The sequence below is a fragment of the Streptomyces sp. NPDC001914 genome (assembly GCF_042891215.1).
Classification (GTDB): domain Bacteria; phylum Actinomycetota; class Actinomycetes; order Streptomycetales; family Streptomycetaceae; genus Streptomyces.
The window spans coordinates 33,784-47,575 of record NZ_JBIASW010000007.1 but is presented as its reverse complement, the minus strand read 5'-3'; the positions used below and the strand labels follow the sequence as shown (position 1 = coordinate 47,575).

The window sequence follows — 13,792 nt, the reverse complement described above, 5'->3', positions numbered from 1 at the left end:
GACGTGCTGCGACCCGGAACGGATCGGCCGGCGGACTTGCCCGAGCGGTGCTCGTTGCACACGGCGGAGGAATCTAGGGACCTCGGCGCCCCGGTATCAACCAACTCCTTGTCATTCGAGGCCAGTTGGCGGTTACCGCAGGTATCATCGATTTTCGGCCACCCATTTCATTGGGTGATTTCCGGATTTGTCGACCCCCGCCCGGTGTGATCTGTGACTTACTTCACCCACTCAACTTCCCTGAGCCTTCCGGAAGTTGACTGGGAGTGACCGATTCCGGGGGCGGCTTCACCCTGGGCGTCGGATGGTTCGATTCCGTTCGCCCTCGGGCGTGACTCCGGCCACAGATCACCCGTTGACATCTTCATGAGCCGGGAACCCCCGGTTCATGGGCCGGGAGCCACCCGGCACCGCCACGCACCGCATCATCCCGAGGAGCCACCGTGCCGCGCATGCTCGACGTCAGCGACGACGTACGCGCCGAGATCGGCGACGAAGAAGCCGACCGGCTGCTCGCCGGAGAGAACGCCCCCGGCAGTTACGACTGCACGTCGTGCCGCACCCCGGGCGACTCGGAACAGGAGCGCACCAGCACCGTCCTGTTCATCGGCGACGAGACCGCCGTCCTCGCCTTCGCCCACGCGACCTGCCTGCCCTCGCAGGTCGTGCAGGTCACCGAGGAACAACTCCAGGGCGCCGTCCGCTCGATCCACCCCGACGGCGCGCCCGCCGACCCCGTCCCCGTCCCCGAGCAGGCCGTGCTCGGCGTCACCAGCGGACTCGTCCTGATCAACGGAGAGCTGTACCCGGCGCTCGTGGTCGAGCCGACCGGGCCGATCGTGCGCCCCGGCTCGACGGACATCGGCGACGACTTCCTGCCCCTGCTGATCGAGCAGGGCTTCATGCCCGCGACGGAGCTCAGCTCGGTGCCGCCGGTCCTGCACGGCTGGTCCGTCCTGCTCGCGGCGGGCCAGTTGCACGCCGTGCTCCAGCCGGGCACCGGCGGCGGCTCGCCCGTCGCCTGGTGGCAGGCCCACCAGGCGCTCCAGGTCACCGACGGCTGGCGCGCCGCAGCCAACAAGCTCCAGCAGGTGCTCCTGTTCGCGGCGCCGGTCGGCTCGATCGGCCGTCAGCCGAGGGAGGACCTGCTGCGCGACGCGCTCGACAAGGCGGCGGCCAACGGCAAGCTGGTCGCGGCGGCGATGCCGCTCGCCGGCATCTGAGGCCGGCCGACGGGACGGCGCGGGGAACCGCGGGCAGGCGGCCTGCACCGGCCGCTCAGGGGTGCCCGCGCGGTTCCCCGCGCCCCCGCGCGCGCCGCGCACTCCGGACGGCCCGCGAAATGACCGTGCCGGCCGCATCCGTTGGGCGGCGGGGTCGTTGGCACGTACGTGCACACCTACGACGTCCCCGGCCACCGGCCCTTCCAGCCGGTCCTTCCCTCCAGCTCCCCGCTCCGCCCGAGCAGAGAGGTGCCGGCGTCGCGACCGGTGCAGGACCCCCATCACGGCGGCTCATCGGCCACGCCGATCTACGACGCCCTCTCCGCCGAGTGGATCAGAGCGTTCAGGACCCTGCCCGGTGACCGTCACGGCGAGGAGAACCTGGGCTTCACGGCCTTCGGGATCCTCGGGCGCGGACCGAACTCGTTCAGCTCGTCGGGCACGTACAGCTCGTACAGCGCCGGAGCGCAGACGGCCCGGCAGATCGCCGCGCAGCACGGGCACACCTCGGCCACGACGTCCGTCTGGCAGCCGGGCGCCCGCCAGCACGGCACCGGGATGCACCACGTCCCGGCCGCACTGCCGCCCGCCCCGCGCAGGGGCGCCTGAACGGCGGGACCGTGAACGGTGACGCGTGAGGGGCGGCTCCCCAGGGAGCCGCCCCTCACGTTTCGCCCGTGGGCGCTACTTCTTCTTGTTCGTGCCGCGCTTCTCGCGCACCCGCACCGAGATGTGGATCGGCGTGCCCGAGAAGCCGAACTCCTCGCGCAGCCGGCGCTCGATGAAGCGGCGGTAGCCGTGCTCGATGAAGCCGGAGGCGAAGAGCACGAACCGCGGGGGCTTGGTGCCCGCCTGCGTGCCGAACAGGATGCGGGGCTGCTTGCCGCCGCGGACCGGGTGCGGGTGGGCGGCGACCAGCTCGCCGAGGAAGGCGTTCAGCCGGCCGGTCGGGACGCGGGTCTCCCAGCCGTCCAGGGCCGTCTCGATCGCCGGGACGAGCTTCTCCATGTGCCGGCCCGTGCGGGCCGAGACGTTCACCCGGGGCGCCCAGGCCACCTGGAGGAGTTCGGTCTCGATCTCCCGCTCCAGGTAGTAGCGGCGCTCCTCGTCGAGGGTGTCCCACTTGTTGAAGGCCAGGACGACGGCGCGGCCGGCCTCGACGGCCATGGTGACGATGCGCTGGTCCTGCACCGAGATGGTCTCGGACGCGTCGATCAGGATGACCGCGACCTCGGCCTTCTCGACGGCGGCGGCGGTGCGCAGCGAGGCGTAGTAGTCGGCGCCCTGCTGGAGGTGGACGCGCTTGCGGATGCCCGCCGTGTCGACGAACTTCCAGGTGACGCCACCGAGTTCGATGAGCTCGTCGACCGGGTCACGGGTGGTGCCCGCGAGCTCGTTGACGACCACGCGCTCCTCGTTCGCCACCTTGTTGAGCAGCGAGGACTTGCCGACGTTCGGGCGGCCGATGAGAGCGATGCGGCGGGGGCCGCCCACCGCGGTGCCGAACGTCTGCGCCGGGGCCTCGGGCAGCGCCTCCAGGACGGCGTCGAGCATGTCGCCGGTGCCGCGGCCGTGCAGCGCGGAGACCGGGTGCGGCTCGCCGAGACCGAGGGACCACAGGTACGAGGCGTCGGCCTCGCCGCTCGGGCCGTCGACCTTGTTGGCGCACAGGACGACGGGCTTGCCGGCCTTGCGGAGCAGGCGGACGACCGCCTCGTCGGTGTCGGTGGCGCCGACCTTGGCGTCGACGACGAAGACGACCGCGTCGGCGGCCTCGATCGCGTACTCCGCCTGGGCGGCGACGGACGCGTCGATGCCGAGGACGTCCTGCTCCCAGCCGCCGGTGTCGACGAGCTTGAAGCGGCGGCCCGCCCACTCGGCCTCGTAGGTGACGCGGTCGCGGGTGACGCCGGGCTTGTCCTCGACGACGGCCTCGCGGCGGCCGATGATGCGGTTCACCAGGGTCGACTTGCCGACGTTCGGGCGTCCGACGACGGCGAGGACGGGCAGCGGGCCGTGGCCCGCCTCCTCGATCGCGCCTTCGACGTCCTCGATGTCGAAGCCCTCTTCCGCGGCGAGCTCCATGAACTCCGCGTACTCGGCATCGCCAAGCGCCCCGTGGTCGTGCTCTGCCGAGCCGTCGGGCTGGATGTGGTCGTTCATGAAGTCCGTACCTCGTCGTTCATCGTGGTGATCGGTGGATCGCCCGCAAACCGGGTGATCCACTACTAAGTGTCGCCTAACGCCCGGCGGGGCGCCCGGCGTTTTCGCGGCGTCCCGTCAGATGTCTGGCGTTGTCCAGGTGGGCGCTGAGCTGCTTCTGGATGCGGCCGGTGGCCTCGTCCAGCGCCGCTCGCGTGCGCCGGCCGCTGCCGTCGCCCGCCTCGAAGGGGTCGCCGAACACGACGTCGACCCTGCTGCGCAGTGGGGGCAGCGCCTTGGTCAGCCGGCTGGTCCGCTCGGAACTTCCCAGCACCGCGACCGGGACGATCGGGGCTCCGCTGCGCACCGCGAAGTACGCGAGCCCGGCCCGCAGCGAGGCGAAGTCGCCCTCGCCCCGGGTGCCCTCGGGGAAGATCCCGAGGACTCCGCCGGACGCCAGGACGCCGAGGGCGTCGGTGATGGCGGCGCGATCCGCTATCTCCCGGTCGACCTTGAGCTGGCCGATGCCCAGCAGGAACGGGTCGAGCGGGCCGACGAACGCCTCCTTCTTGATCAGGAAGTGCGTCGGCCTGGGCGCGACGCCCATGACCATCGGGCCGTCGATGTTGTGCGAGTGGTTCACGGCCAGGATCACGGGGCCCGTCGCCGGGACCTTCCAGGCGCCGAGCACGCGCGGCTTCCACAGCCCGTACATGAGGCCGACGCCGATGCGGCGGCCGACCTCGGCGCCTCTGAGGGAGGGTGCGCTCACGCGGCGGCCCGCTTCTCCTCGACGAGGGTGACGACGCACTCGATGACCTGCTGGAGCGTGAGGTCGGAGGTGTCCACCTCGACCGCGTCGTCCGCCTTGGCGAGGGGGGAGGTCTTGCGGCTGGAGTCGGCCGCGTCCCGCTTGACCAGCGCCTCACGGGTCGCGTTGATGTCCGCGCCCTTCAGCTCACCGCTGCGCCGGGCGGCCCGCGCCTCCGGGGAGGCGGTGAGGAAGATCTTCAGGTGGGCGTCGGGCAGGACGGTGGTGCCGATGTCCCGGCCCTCGACGACGATGCCGGCCGGCGCGGACGCGGCGAGCGAGCGCTGCAGCTCGGTGATGCGGGCACGCACCTCGGGCACCGCGCTGACCGCGCTGACCTGGGAGGTGACCTCCTGCGTACGGATCGGTCCGGCGACGTCGGTCCCGTCGACCGTGATGGTCGGCTCGGCCGGGTCGGTGCCGGAGACGATCTCGGGCTTGCCCGCGGCGGCGGCGATCGCGGAGGGGTCCGTGATGTCGATGTCGTTGCTGACCATCCACCACGTGATGGCGCGGTACTGCGCGCCCGTGTCCAGGTAGCTCAGACCGAGCTTCGCGGCCACGGCCTTCGAGGTGCTCGACTTGCCCGTGCCGGAGGGCCCGTCGATGGCGACAATCACAGCCGGAGCGGTACGGGCGGCGCCGTTGTCCACGGTGGGAACACCTTCCTGGTGCGGGGTGGAGGTCTCTGCGGGACGCGAGCGCGCCCCGCACAAGGTTACCGGCCCCGCGGACCCCGTATTACTGGCCCGTCCCGGCGGCGCTGCGGCGGCCCGTCCCGGCCGCGGTGACGGCGGCCGTTCCCGGCGGCCGGGAACGGCGGCGGTGACCCACCCGGCCGCGGGAGACCGGACGCCCCGCCCCGGCGCCGGTCTCACGCCGGTCTCACTGGCGCAGCGCCCAGCCCCGCTCCCGCAGGGCCGCGGCGAGCACCGGAACCGCCTTCGGCTCCACCATGAGCTGCACCAGACCGGCCTGCTGACCGGTGGCGTGCTCGATGCGTACGTCCTCGATGTTGACCCCGGCCATCCCCGCGTCGGCGAAGATGCGGGCGAGCTGACCGGGCTGGTCGTCGATGAGGACGGCCACGACCTCGTAGACGCGCGGCGCGGAGCCGTGCTTGCCGGGGACGCGGACCTGGCCCGCGTTGCCGCGGCGCAGGACGTCCGCGATGCCGAACGCGCCCTCGCGGCGCTTGTCCTCGTCGGAGGACTGCAGGGCGCGCAGGGCCTGGACCGTCTCGTCCAGGTCGGCGGAGACGTCCGCGAGGAGGTCGGCGACCGGCCCCGGGTTCGCGGAGAGGATGTCGATCCACATCCGGGGGTCGGAGGCCGCGATCCGGGTCACGTCGCGGATGCCCTGTCCGCAGAGCCGTACCGCCGTCTCCTCCGCGTGCTCCAGGCGCGCGGCGACCATGCTGGACACGAGGTGCGGCATGTGCGAGACGAGCGCCACGGCGCGGTCGTGGGCGTCCGCGTCCATGACGACGGGCACGGCACGGCAGTGCGAGACGAGTTCCAGGGCGAGGTTCAGGACCTCGGTGTCCGTGTCCCGGGTCGGGGTGAGCACCCAGGGCCTGCCCTCGAAGAGGTCGCCGCTGGCGGCCAGCGGGCCGGACTTCTCGCGGCCCGACATGGGGTGTGTGCCGATGTACGGGGTGAGGTCGAGGCCCAGCGCCTCCAGCTCGCGGCGGGGGCCGCCCTTGACGCTGGCGACGTCGAGATAGCCGCGGGCGAGGCCGCGGCGCATGGCGTCCGCGAGGGTCGCGGCGACGTGCGCCGGCGGTGCGGCGACGATCGCGAGGTCGACGGGACCCTCGGGGGCCTCGTCCGTGCCGGCGCCGAGCGCGGCCGCGGTACGGGCCTGCTCCGGGTCGTGGTCGGCGAGGTGGACGACGACGCCGCGGGCGGCGAGCGCGAGGGCCGCGGACGTGCCGATCAGCCCGGTTCCGATGACGAGTGCGGTCCTCACTGGGCGATGTCCTTGCGCAGTGCGCCCGCGGCGCCCAGGTAGACGTGCACGACCTCGGCGCGCGGCCGGTCGGACTCGATGTGGGCGAGAACACGGACCACCCGGGGCATCGCGCCCTCGATGTCCAGTTCCTGCGCGCAGATCAGCGGGACGTCGACGATGCCGAGCTTGCGCGCCGCCGCGGCCGGGAAGTCGCTGTGCAGATCGGGTGTCGCCGTGAACCAGATGCTGATCAGGTCGTCCGTGGTGAGCGCGTTGCGCTCCAATATGGCGGTGAGCAGCTCGCTGACCTGCTCGTCCATGTGTCCGGCCTCGTCCCGTTCCAGTTGGACGGCGCCCCGGACCGCTCGTACCGCCACGGTGATGCTCCTCGCTGATCTGTGTGCACGTCGTGTCACACCAGCGTAGTCAGCCCCTCGCGGGCGGGTGCGCGGCGCCCGCCTGACGAGACGCGGGGGACGCCGCGGATCCGGCCCGCGCCGGCCGCCCCACCCTGTCGATGTCACCCGAATCGCCCCATTCCGTCACCTCTGGTGAGAACGCGCCCGTGCGCCTCTGGACGTGGGCGCGCTCGTCCGCTCTCATGGCTCATGGCAGGCGGCCCGCGCCGGGGGAGGACCGGATGAACCGACCAGGACCCCTTCTCACCCTCCTCGCGGGGCTCGTGCTGGGCGTGTTCCTGCTGACGCTCAACGCGACGACGGGGACGAAGAACACGTCGAACCCGTACCGGGAGGCGTCGCCGGGTGTCTCGGTGTCGGCGACCGCGCCCCCGGAGTCCGCCTCGCCGCCGCCCTCGCGGTCACCGAGCCCGTCGCCGTCGCGCAGTGCCGTGCCCAACGCCGACTACGCGGGCCGCACCGACGACGACTCCTCGGCCGTCGCGGTCTCCCTGCGGGGCGGCAGGGCCATCGCCTACTTCTGTGACGGACACGACAAGGAGTCCTGGCTGAAGGGCGACGTCGAGGACGACGGCACCATGAAGCTCACGGGCAAGAACGGCGACGAGCTGAACGGCACCCTCGAGGACGGGAAGCTGATCCGCGGCACGGCCGACGTCGGAGGCCAGCGGTACGCGTTCACGGCCGACAAGGCCGTCAAGCCGTCCGGCCTGTACCGGGCGACGGCCACCGTGCGCGGCGCGAAGATCGACGGCGGCTGGATCGTGCTGCCCGGCGGGCGTCAGGTCGGTGTCGTCGAGCGCGACGGCACACCTTCGGCGGCCCCCGAGATCGACCCGGAGACCGGCGCCGTGACGATCGACGGCCAGAAGATCATCGCCCGCCCCGTCACCCCCTGACCTCCTCCTCCACAGGGAGCCGTTCATGACCGTGGACCCGAACGCCGCCACCCAGGGCTTCCCCTCCCCGCCACCCGGCCACGGCCGTCCGGGCGCGGCCCGCTACCTCGTCCCGGCGCTGGTCGCCGCGGCCGTCGCGGTCGCCCTCGGCGTCTACGGCAAGGTCCACGACCCGGCGGGTACGGCGTTCAACCTCGCCGGTTTCAGCAGCACGGGCGCGGTGAAGTCCTGGCTGGCGACGACGGCGTTCTTCTTCGCGCTCGTCCAGCTCGCCTCGGCGCTCATGATGTACGGGAAGCTGCCGGGCCCGTCCTGGTCGGCGACGCTGCACCGGTGGTCGGGGCGCGTCGCGTTCCTGGTGGCGGTGCCGGTCGCGGTGCACTGCCTGTACGCGCTGGGCTATCAGACGTACAGCACGCGCGTCATGTGGCACTCGCTCCTGGGGTGCTTCTTCTTCGGTGCCTTCAGTGCCAAGATGCTGCTGCTCCGCTCGGAGCGTCTGCCCGGCTGGCTGCTGCCCGTCGTCGGCGGCCTCGTCTTCGCCGTGCTCACCGCGCTCTGGCTGACGTCCGCCTTCTGGTTCTTCCGTACGTTCGGAGTGACGACATGACCAACCGCTCGACGCGGCGCACGGTGATCCTCGCCACGGGCGCGTCCGCGCTGCTCGCGGGGTGCAGCCAGTACGGCGACGGCGACGGCTCCTCGGACGCCTCGGCCTCGCCGAAGGGGTCCAGCGGGCAGCAGCTCGCCACGACCGGCGACATCCCGGTCGGCGGGGGCACGGTCTTCAAGGACCAGAAGATCGTGGTCACCCAGCCGGCGAAGGGCGACTTCAAGGCCTTCTCGGCGGTCTGCACCCACCAGGGGTGCCTGGTGGACAAGGTGGCGGACGGCACGATCGACTGCCCGTGCCACGGCAGCAAGTTCAGTGTCGAGGACGGGGCGGTGAAGGCCGGTCCCGCCCCGCGCCCGCTGCCCGCGGAGAAGATCACGGTGCAGGGAAACTCGATCCGTCTGGCGTGAGCGGGCCCGTACGCTCCTGACATGCGCTCCGAGCCTCCCGTGCCCCAGGCAGCCCCGACACACCCGGTGTCCCCGGCACCGGCGGCGCCGTCCGCCCCGCCCGCGCCGGCGGTCCCGGCGGCCGGTCTCTCGCTGGTGCGGGACCACACCGTCTACTCCTGTGTGATGGGGTCACGCGCCTTCGGGCTGGCCACGGAGGACAGCGACACGGACCTCCGGGGCGTCTTCGTCGCACCGACCGCGCTGTTCTGGCGCTTCGAGAAGCCGCCGACACATGTCGAGGGGCCGGCGCCGGAGCAGTTCGGCTGGGAACTGGAGCGGTTCTGCGAGCTCGCGCTGCGCGCCAACCCGAACATCCTGGAGTGCCTGCACTCCCCGCTCGTGGAGTACGCGGACGACACCGGCCGCGAACTCCTCTCCCTGCGGGGGGCCTTCCTCTCCCGCCAGGTGCACGAGACGTTCGCCCGCTACGCCGTGGGCCAGCGCAAGAAGCTGGAGGCCGACGTCCGCACGCACGGCGCGCCGCGGTGGAAGCACGCCATGCATCTGCTGCGCCTGCTGACGAGTTCGCGCGACCTGCTGCGCACCGGTTCGCTGACGATCGACGTCGGGGAGCAGCGCGAGCCGCTGCTCGCGGTGAAGCGGGGCGAGGTGTCCTGGGGCGAGGTCGAACGCTGGATGCTCCGGCTGGCCACGGAGACCGACGAGGCGGCCGTCCGCAGCCCCCTCCCGCCCGAGCCGGATCACGCGCGCGTGGAGGCCTTCCTGATCCGGGTCCGCAGGGCCTCGGCACTCCGGGAAACCGCCGGGCCCCTCGGGCCCTGACCCGGACCCGGCGGCCGCCAGGCCTGATCCGGCCCGAATGCGGTGGCCGCCGGGACCGACCCGGAGGACCCGGGCTCGATGGACACCGGTACCGACCCGGACGCGGTGGCCTCCGGTCCGACCCGGATGACGCGGACGCAATGGCGGGCGCGTCCGGTTCGGACGCCGGGAGCCGCCGGGCGGGTCCGGTTCGGACGCCGGGAGCCGCCGGGCGGGACCGGATCCGTCCGGTGTCAGCGTTCCGGGGCGCCGCCGGAGGCCGTCAGCGCGGCCGGGGTGACGTCCTGGCCTCCGCCGAAGCCGTCCAGGCGGACCCTGACGACGAGGGCGTGCAGTGCGTCGTACGCGGAGGCTGCCTCCGGCAGTCCGGAGGCCTCCTGTGCCTCGTCGAGGAGGACGTGCAGCCGCTCCACGTCCTCCTCCACCCGCTCGCGCGGGATGTCCGCGGGCCCGTGCTCGCGCTCCGCCTTCGCGGCGATGAGGTCCGGGAGGTACGCGGGGGACGCGATCCGTGCGGCCAGCGTGGGCAGATCGGCGTCCACCTCGCCGCTGCGCATGAGGTGGATGCCGGTGAGCAGCACACGGAACGTGTAGAGCAGCGGCTTGAGTTCGCCGCTCTTCTCGAAGAGCCGCCACTGCGTGGCCGCGAACCCCCGGTAGTGGTGGGCGTGGTGGCGGGTGAGGACCCCGGGGACGAGCGAGATCAGCTCACGGTGCTCCTCGCTCGTACGCACGACCAGCGGCGACAGCAACTGCTCCAGTACATAGCCGTTGCGCCGCAGCATGAGCCGTACGAACTTGCGCAGGTCGTGGGTGACCAGGTCCATCTCGGTCCCGTCCTGGAACCACATGCGCGACCGGGTCTCCTCCGGCTCGCTCAGCCCGACGAGGTCGGCGGTCGGCAGCAGGTGGACACCGCGCAGGTCGACGTCGGAGTCGCGGGAGGGGAAGCCGTACAGGTGCGCCCCGGAGACGGTGGCGAAGAGCACGGGGTCGGGCTGTTCGCCGACCACGCTCGCGAGGTCGGCGCCGGGACCGAGGACGTCTGTCATGGCTCAAGCATCCCAGAGCGCCCCCAGGGACATGAGGTCGCTGTGGTACTCGATGCGGTCGGCCCAGTCGGTCGGCCAGACCTCGGAGCCGTGGTGGGCACCCGCGAACGCCCCGGCCAGGCAGGCGATGGAGTCGGAGTCGCCCGAGGTGCAGGCGGCCCGGCGCAGCGCGGTGACGGGTTCGTCGACGAACATCAGGAAGCACAGCAGGCCGGTGGCGAACGCCTCCTCGGCGATCCAGCCCTCGCCGGTCGCGAGGCAGGGGTCGTCCTCGGGCGACGCGGTGCGCACGGCCTGGCGGAGGTTGTCCAGGACGGCGATGCACTCGTCCCAGCCGCGGGAGATGTACGCCTCGGGAGAGGCGTCGTGGCAGAACGTCCACAGGTCGCCGAGCCAGCGGGAGTGGTAGCGGTACCGGTTCTCGTGCGCGTACGAGAGCAGCAGGCCGATCAGTTCCGCGGGCTCGGCTCCCTGGGAGAGCAGCCGGACGGTGTGCGCGGTGAGGTCCGAGGCGGCGAGCGCGGTGGGGTGGCCGTGGGTGAGGGCGGCCTGGAACTGGGCGGCGCCCGCGCGCTGTTCGTCGCTGAGTCCGCGGGCGAGCCCGACGGGCGCCACGCGCATGTTGGCGCCGCAGCCCTTGGAGCCGGTCTGACTGGCCTCCTGCCAGCGGCGCTTGTCGTCCTTGAGGAGCTGGCAGGCGACCAGGCAGGTCCGGCCGGGGGCCCGGTTGTTCTCAGGCGACTGGTACCAGTTCACGAACTCCTCGCGCACGGGCCTTTCCATCCGCAGCGGGCCGAGCAGTCCGCGGTCCATGGCCGTGCGCAGTCCGTGGGCCAGCGCGAGGGTCATCTGGGTGTCGTCGGTGACGATCGCGGGCCGGGGCAGCGCCATCTGCCGCCAGGGGCCGCACTTCTCCAGGATGCCGGGCACGGTGCTGAACTCCGTGGGGAACCCGAGCGCGTCTCCGAGGGCCAGGCCGATGAGGGAGCCGGTCGCGGCGCGTTTGGTCAGGGTCGTGCTGGTCATCGGGGCCGTCCTTACGAGGTGGGACGCAGCAGGGGTGGGTGCAGAACCTTGGCGCCGCCCGCGCGGTAGAGGGCGGCGGGTTTGCCGCGGCCGCCGGTGAGGCGGGCGGCACCGGGGACCTGTTCGACGAATCCGGGTGTGGCGAGGACCTTGCGCCGGAAGTTCGGCCGGTCGAGCGCGGTGCCCCACACCGTCTCGTACACGTGCTGCAGCTCTCCGAGGGTGAACTCGGGCGGGCAGAAGGACGTGGCGAGGCAGGAGTACTCCAGCTTGGCGCCGACGCGTTCATGGGCGTCGGCGAGGATCCGGTCGTGGTCGAAGGCGAGCGGGCCGAGCGCGTCGAAGGGCCGCCACTCGGCGCGTGCCGCGTCGCCGCCGCCGCGGGGTTCGGGCGGGTCGGGCAGCAGGGCGGCGAACGCGACGGAGACGACCCTCATACGGGGGTCGCGGTCGGGTTCGCTGTAGGTGCGCAGTTGTTCCAGGTGGAGTCCCGAGAGGTCCGACAGGCCGGTCTCCTCGGCGAGTTCACGCCGGGCCGCGGCCTCGGCGGACTCGCGGGGCAGCACGAAGCCGCCGGGCAGAGCCCAGCGGCCTGCGTACGGTTCCTGGCCCCGTTCGACCAGCAGGACCTGGAGTGCGCCCGCGCGCACCGTCAGGACGGCCAGGTCGACGGTGACGGCGAAGGGCTCGAAGGCGTATTTGTCATAGCCCTCGGGTGCCGCGTCCCCCGGCGTGCGGCCCTTGCCCGTCTCCACTCCCGCGCCCCCTCTGGTGCCGTGGCTCTTTATGGTCACCTTGACCATGGTCATCACGACTATAAAGGGAGCGCGGGATGTCAACAAGGCTTTCGACCACGGAGGTTGCGCTGTCCCGGGCGCGGAGCCGTCGGCGAGGAGCCGGCCGCGGCCCGGGCCATGGAGCGGGCCGCGGCGGGGAACGTCACGGGACCCGGGCGCGCGACTCCTCCGCCCGCCGGACGCCGGCCCGGAGCGCGTCCGGTTCGCGCGCCGGAGCGTGAGCCGGTGCGAGCGCGGCCACCAGTGCTCCGGCGGCCGCCACTCCCGCCGAGACCCACAGCGCCGGACCGCAGCCGTCGACGAAGTCACGTGCCGAGCCATAGCCCCCGAACCGCGTGAACACGGCCGCCGCGACGGCGATCCCGAAGACGCCGCCCAGCTCGCGCAGCGCGTTGTTGACGCCGGCCGCGACACCCGCGTCGGCGGGCGGCACCGCGGACGTCACGGCGTTCGCGACGGTGGGGAAGACCATGGAGATGCCGACGCCCGCGACGACCAGGGGCAGCACCAGCCGTCCGTACGCGACACCGGGCTGCACCTGCCAGGCCAGCAGCCCGAGTCCGGCCGCCTGGAGGACGAGCCCGCCGAACATGAAGGGGCGGTTCCCGAACCGGTCGGCGAGCGCGCCCGCGAGCGGCGCCACGAGCAGCGGCATGCCGGTCCACACCAGGATGCGGACACCGGCCTGGAGCGGCGAGTTCCCGAGGCCGAGCTGGAACAGCTGCGAGATCATGAACAGGGAGCCGAGCAGCGACATGAACGTCAGGAAGACGGCTCCGTTGGCGGTCGAGAAGGCGCGCCTGCGGAAGTAGCCGAGCGGCAGCATCGGATAACGGGCCCCGGACCGCTCCCAGCCGAGGAAGGCGGCCACGAAGACGACGCCGACGGCCAGCGCGCCCAGCACCTCGGCACTCCCCCAGCCCGCCTGCGGGGCCCGTACCGGCGCCCAGGCGAGGCCGGTCAGCCCGACGGCGGCCAACAGCAGCCCCACGACGTCGAGTTGCGGACGCGGACCATGGCTCTCCCGCAGTCTCAGAGAGGCGAGCGGCAGCATCGCGAGCCCGGTCGGCACGTTCAGCCAGAAGATCCACTGCCAGGACAGGCCCTCGGTGACGGCACCGCCCAGCACGGGCCCGGCCGCGACGCCGAGGCCGGTCACCCCGCCCCAGACCCCGATGGCCACGCCCCGCTTCTCGGCCGGGAACGCCTCGCTGATCAGGGTCAGGGTGAGCGGCAGCAGGACGGCGGCGCCGGCACCCTGCAGCGCCCGCGCGGCGATGAGCTGACCCGGCCCCGGGGCCAGCGCGGCGAGGGCCGAGGCCAGGGTGAAGACGGCGAGCCCGACGACGTACATGCGCCGCCGTCCGAACCGGTCGCCGAGCGCGGCACCGGTCAGGGTGAGGCAGGCGAAGACGAGGTTGTACGCGTTGATCGTCCACTCCAGGTCGGACAGGCTCGCCCCGAAGTCGGCCCGCAGGGCCGGCAGCGCGGTGGCCACGACGACCACGTCGAGGGAGCAGAGCAGCGCCCCGAGTCCGGCCAGGACGACGGTCCACGCACGGCGTGCGGGCGGGGCCGACGGCTGCTGGACGGGGGCGCGCGCGGTGGTGTCGGTCATGACG

The 13,792-nt window shown here is 72.7% G+C and carries 15 protein-coding genes; 6 read left to right on the top strand and 9 right to left on the bottom strand.

The window, feature by feature from the left end; all coding sequences use genetic code 11:
- The first annotated feature begins 443 nt into the window (after window positions 1-443).
- Window positions 444-1,223, top strand: coding sequence for a hypothetical protein (locus tag ACFYYF_RS20665; RefSeq protein WP_388777666.1), 780 nt, complete (start codon window positions 444-446; stop codon window positions 1,221-1,223).
- A gap of 168 nt (window positions 1,224-1,391) precedes the next feature.
- On the top strand, window positions 1,392-1,832 hold the full coding sequence (locus tag ACFYYF_RS20660) for a hypothetical protein (protein ID WP_388777664.1): 441 nt from the start codon (window positions 1,392-1,394) through the stop codon (window positions 1,830-1,832).
- 75 nt (window positions 1,833-1,907) lie between these two features.
- On the opposite strand, the gene der is transcribed toward ACFYYF_RS20660, so the two are convergent.
- From der to aroH, 5 genes are all read right to left on the bottom strand, one after another.
- Window positions 1,908-3,386, bottom strand: coding sequence for a ribosome biogenesis GTPase Der (gene der / locus ACFYYF_RS20655; RefSeq protein WP_361690839.1), 1,479 nt, complete (start codon window positions 3,384-3,386; stop codon window positions 1,908-1,910).
- A 76-nt stretch (window positions 3,387-3,462) separates the two neighbouring features.
- Window positions 3,463-4,176: a lysophospholipid acyltransferase family protein gene (locus ACFYYF_RS20650; protein ID WP_361690837.1), complete on the bottom strand. Its 714-nt coding sequence runs from the start codon at window positions 4,174-4,176 to the stop codon at window positions 3,463-3,465.
- Window positions 4,134-4,829: a (d)CMP kinase gene (cmk, locus tag ACFYYF_RS20645; RefSeq protein ID WP_361690834.1), complete on the bottom strand. Its 696-nt coding sequence runs from the start codon at window positions 4,827-4,829 to the stop codon at window positions 4,134-4,136. Before cmk ends, ACFYYF_RS20650 begins: the two co-directional genes overlap by 43 nt.
- A 232-nt stretch (window positions 4,830-5,061) precedes the next feature.
- Entirely contained in the window at window positions 5,062-6,147 is a 1,086-nt protein-coding gene (locus ACFYYF_RS20640) for a prephenate dehydrogenase (protein ID WP_361690831.1), read from the bottom strand.
- On the bottom strand, window positions 6,144-6,506 hold the full coding sequence (gene aroH, locus ACFYYF_RS20635; RefSeq protein WP_328454065.1) for a chorismate mutase: 363 nt from the start codon (window positions 6,504-6,506) through the stop codon (window positions 6,144-6,146). The genes ACFYYF_RS20640 and aroH overlap by 4 nt, the downstream gene beginning before the upstream one ends.
- A 263-nt stretch (window positions 6,507-6,769) precedes the next feature.
- Between aroH and ACFYYF_RS20630 the strand changes: the two genes are divergently transcribed.
- From ACFYYF_RS20630 to ACFYYF_RS20615, 4 genes are all read left to right on the top strand, one after another.
- Entirely contained in the window at window positions 6,770-7,447 is a 678-nt protein-coding gene (locus tag ACFYYF_RS20630) for a hypothetical protein (protein ID WP_361690827.1), read from the top strand.
- A 25-nt stretch (window positions 7,448-7,472) separates the two neighbouring features.
- Window positions 7,473-8,057 (top strand): DUF6529 family protein, encoded by a 585-nt coding sequence (locus ACFYYF_RS20625; protein WP_361690824.1) that lies wholly within the window; start codon window positions 7,473-7,475, stop codon window positions 8,055-8,057.
- Complete coding sequence (locus ACFYYF_RS20620; RefSeq protein WP_388777659.1) at window positions 8,054-8,470, top strand: Rieske (2Fe-2S) protein; 417 nt, start codon at window positions 8,054-8,056, stop codon at window positions 8,468-8,470. The genes ACFYYF_RS20625 and ACFYYF_RS20620 overlap by 4 nt, the downstream gene beginning before the upstream one ends.
- A gap of 165 nt (window positions 8,471-8,635) precedes the next feature.
- Window positions 8,636-9,295 (top strand): DNA polymerase beta superfamily protein, encoded by a 660-nt coding sequence (locus ACFYYF_RS20615; protein ID WP_388778408.1) that lies wholly within the window; start codon window positions 8,636-8,638, stop codon window positions 9,293-9,295.
- A gap of 233 nt (window positions 9,296-9,528) precedes the next feature.
- Here ACFYYF_RS20615 and ACFYYF_RS20610 read toward each other — a convergent pair whose 3' ends face one another.
- The 4 genes from ACFYYF_RS20610 to ACFYYF_RS20595 all read right to left on the bottom strand — a co-directional run bounded on the left by ACFYYF_RS20610 (window position 9,529) and on the right by ACFYYF_RS20595 (window position 13,788).
- Window positions 9,529-10,347, bottom strand: a complete 819-nt coding sequence (locus tag ACFYYF_RS20610; RefSeq protein WP_388777656.1) for a DNA polymerase beta superfamily protein — start codon at window positions 10,345-10,347, stop codon at window positions 9,529-9,531.
- Between the two features lie 3 nt (window positions 10,348-10,350).
- A complete protein-coding gene (locus tag ACFYYF_RS20605; protein WP_388777653.1) occupies window positions 10,351-11,373 on the bottom strand; it encodes an ADP-ribosylglycohydrolase family protein in 1,023 nt (340 codons plus the stop codon).
- A gap of 11 nt (window positions 11,374-11,384) precedes the next feature.
- Window positions 11,385-12,128, bottom strand: a complete 744-nt coding sequence (locus ACFYYF_RS20600) for an NUDIX domain-containing protein (protein ID WP_388778405.1) — start codon at window positions 12,126-12,128, stop codon at window positions 11,385-11,387.
- A 184-nt stretch (window positions 12,129-12,312) separates the two neighbouring features.
- Window positions 12,313-13,788, bottom strand: a complete 1,476-nt coding sequence (locus ACFYYF_RS20595) for a DHA2 family efflux MFS transporter permease subunit (protein ID WP_388777651.1) — start codon at window positions 13,786-13,788, stop codon at window positions 12,313-12,315.
- Window positions 13,789-13,792 lie beyond the last annotated feature (4 nt).

Bases quoted from the DNA above. Each gene is read 5' to 3' on its own strand.
- der (WP_361690839.1), bottom strand. From the start codon at position 3,386: ATGAACGACCACATCCAGCCCGACGGCTCGGCAGAGCACGACCACGGG.
- ACFYYF_RS20630 (WP_361690827.1), top strand. From the start codon at position 6,770: ATGAACCGACCAGGACCCCTTCTCACCCTCCTCGCGGGGCTCGTGCTG.
- ACFYYF_RS20625 (WP_361690824.1), top strand. From the start codon at position 7,473: ATGACCGTGGACCCGAACGCCGCCACCCAGGGCTTCCCCTCCCCGCCA.
- ACFYYF_RS20620 (WP_388777659.1), top strand. From the start codon at position 8,054: ATGACCAACCGCTCGACGCGGCGCACGGTGATCCTCGCCACGGGCGCG.
- ACFYYF_RS20615 (WP_388778408.1), top strand. From the start codon at position 8,636: ATGGGGTCACGCGCCTTCGGGCTGGCCACGGAGGACAGCGACACGGAC.
- ACFYYF_RS20610 (WP_388777656.1), bottom strand. From the start codon at position 10,347: ATGACAGACGTCCTCGGTCCCGGCGCCGACCTCGCGAGCGTGGTCGGC.
- ACFYYF_RS20605 (WP_388777653.1), bottom strand. From the start codon at position 11,373: ATGACCAGCACGACCCTGACCAAACGCGCCGCGACCGGCTCCCTCATC.
- ACFYYF_RS20595 (WP_388777651.1), bottom strand. From the start codon at position 13,788: ATGACCGACACCACCGCGCGCGCCCCCGTCCAGCAGCCGTCGGCCCCG.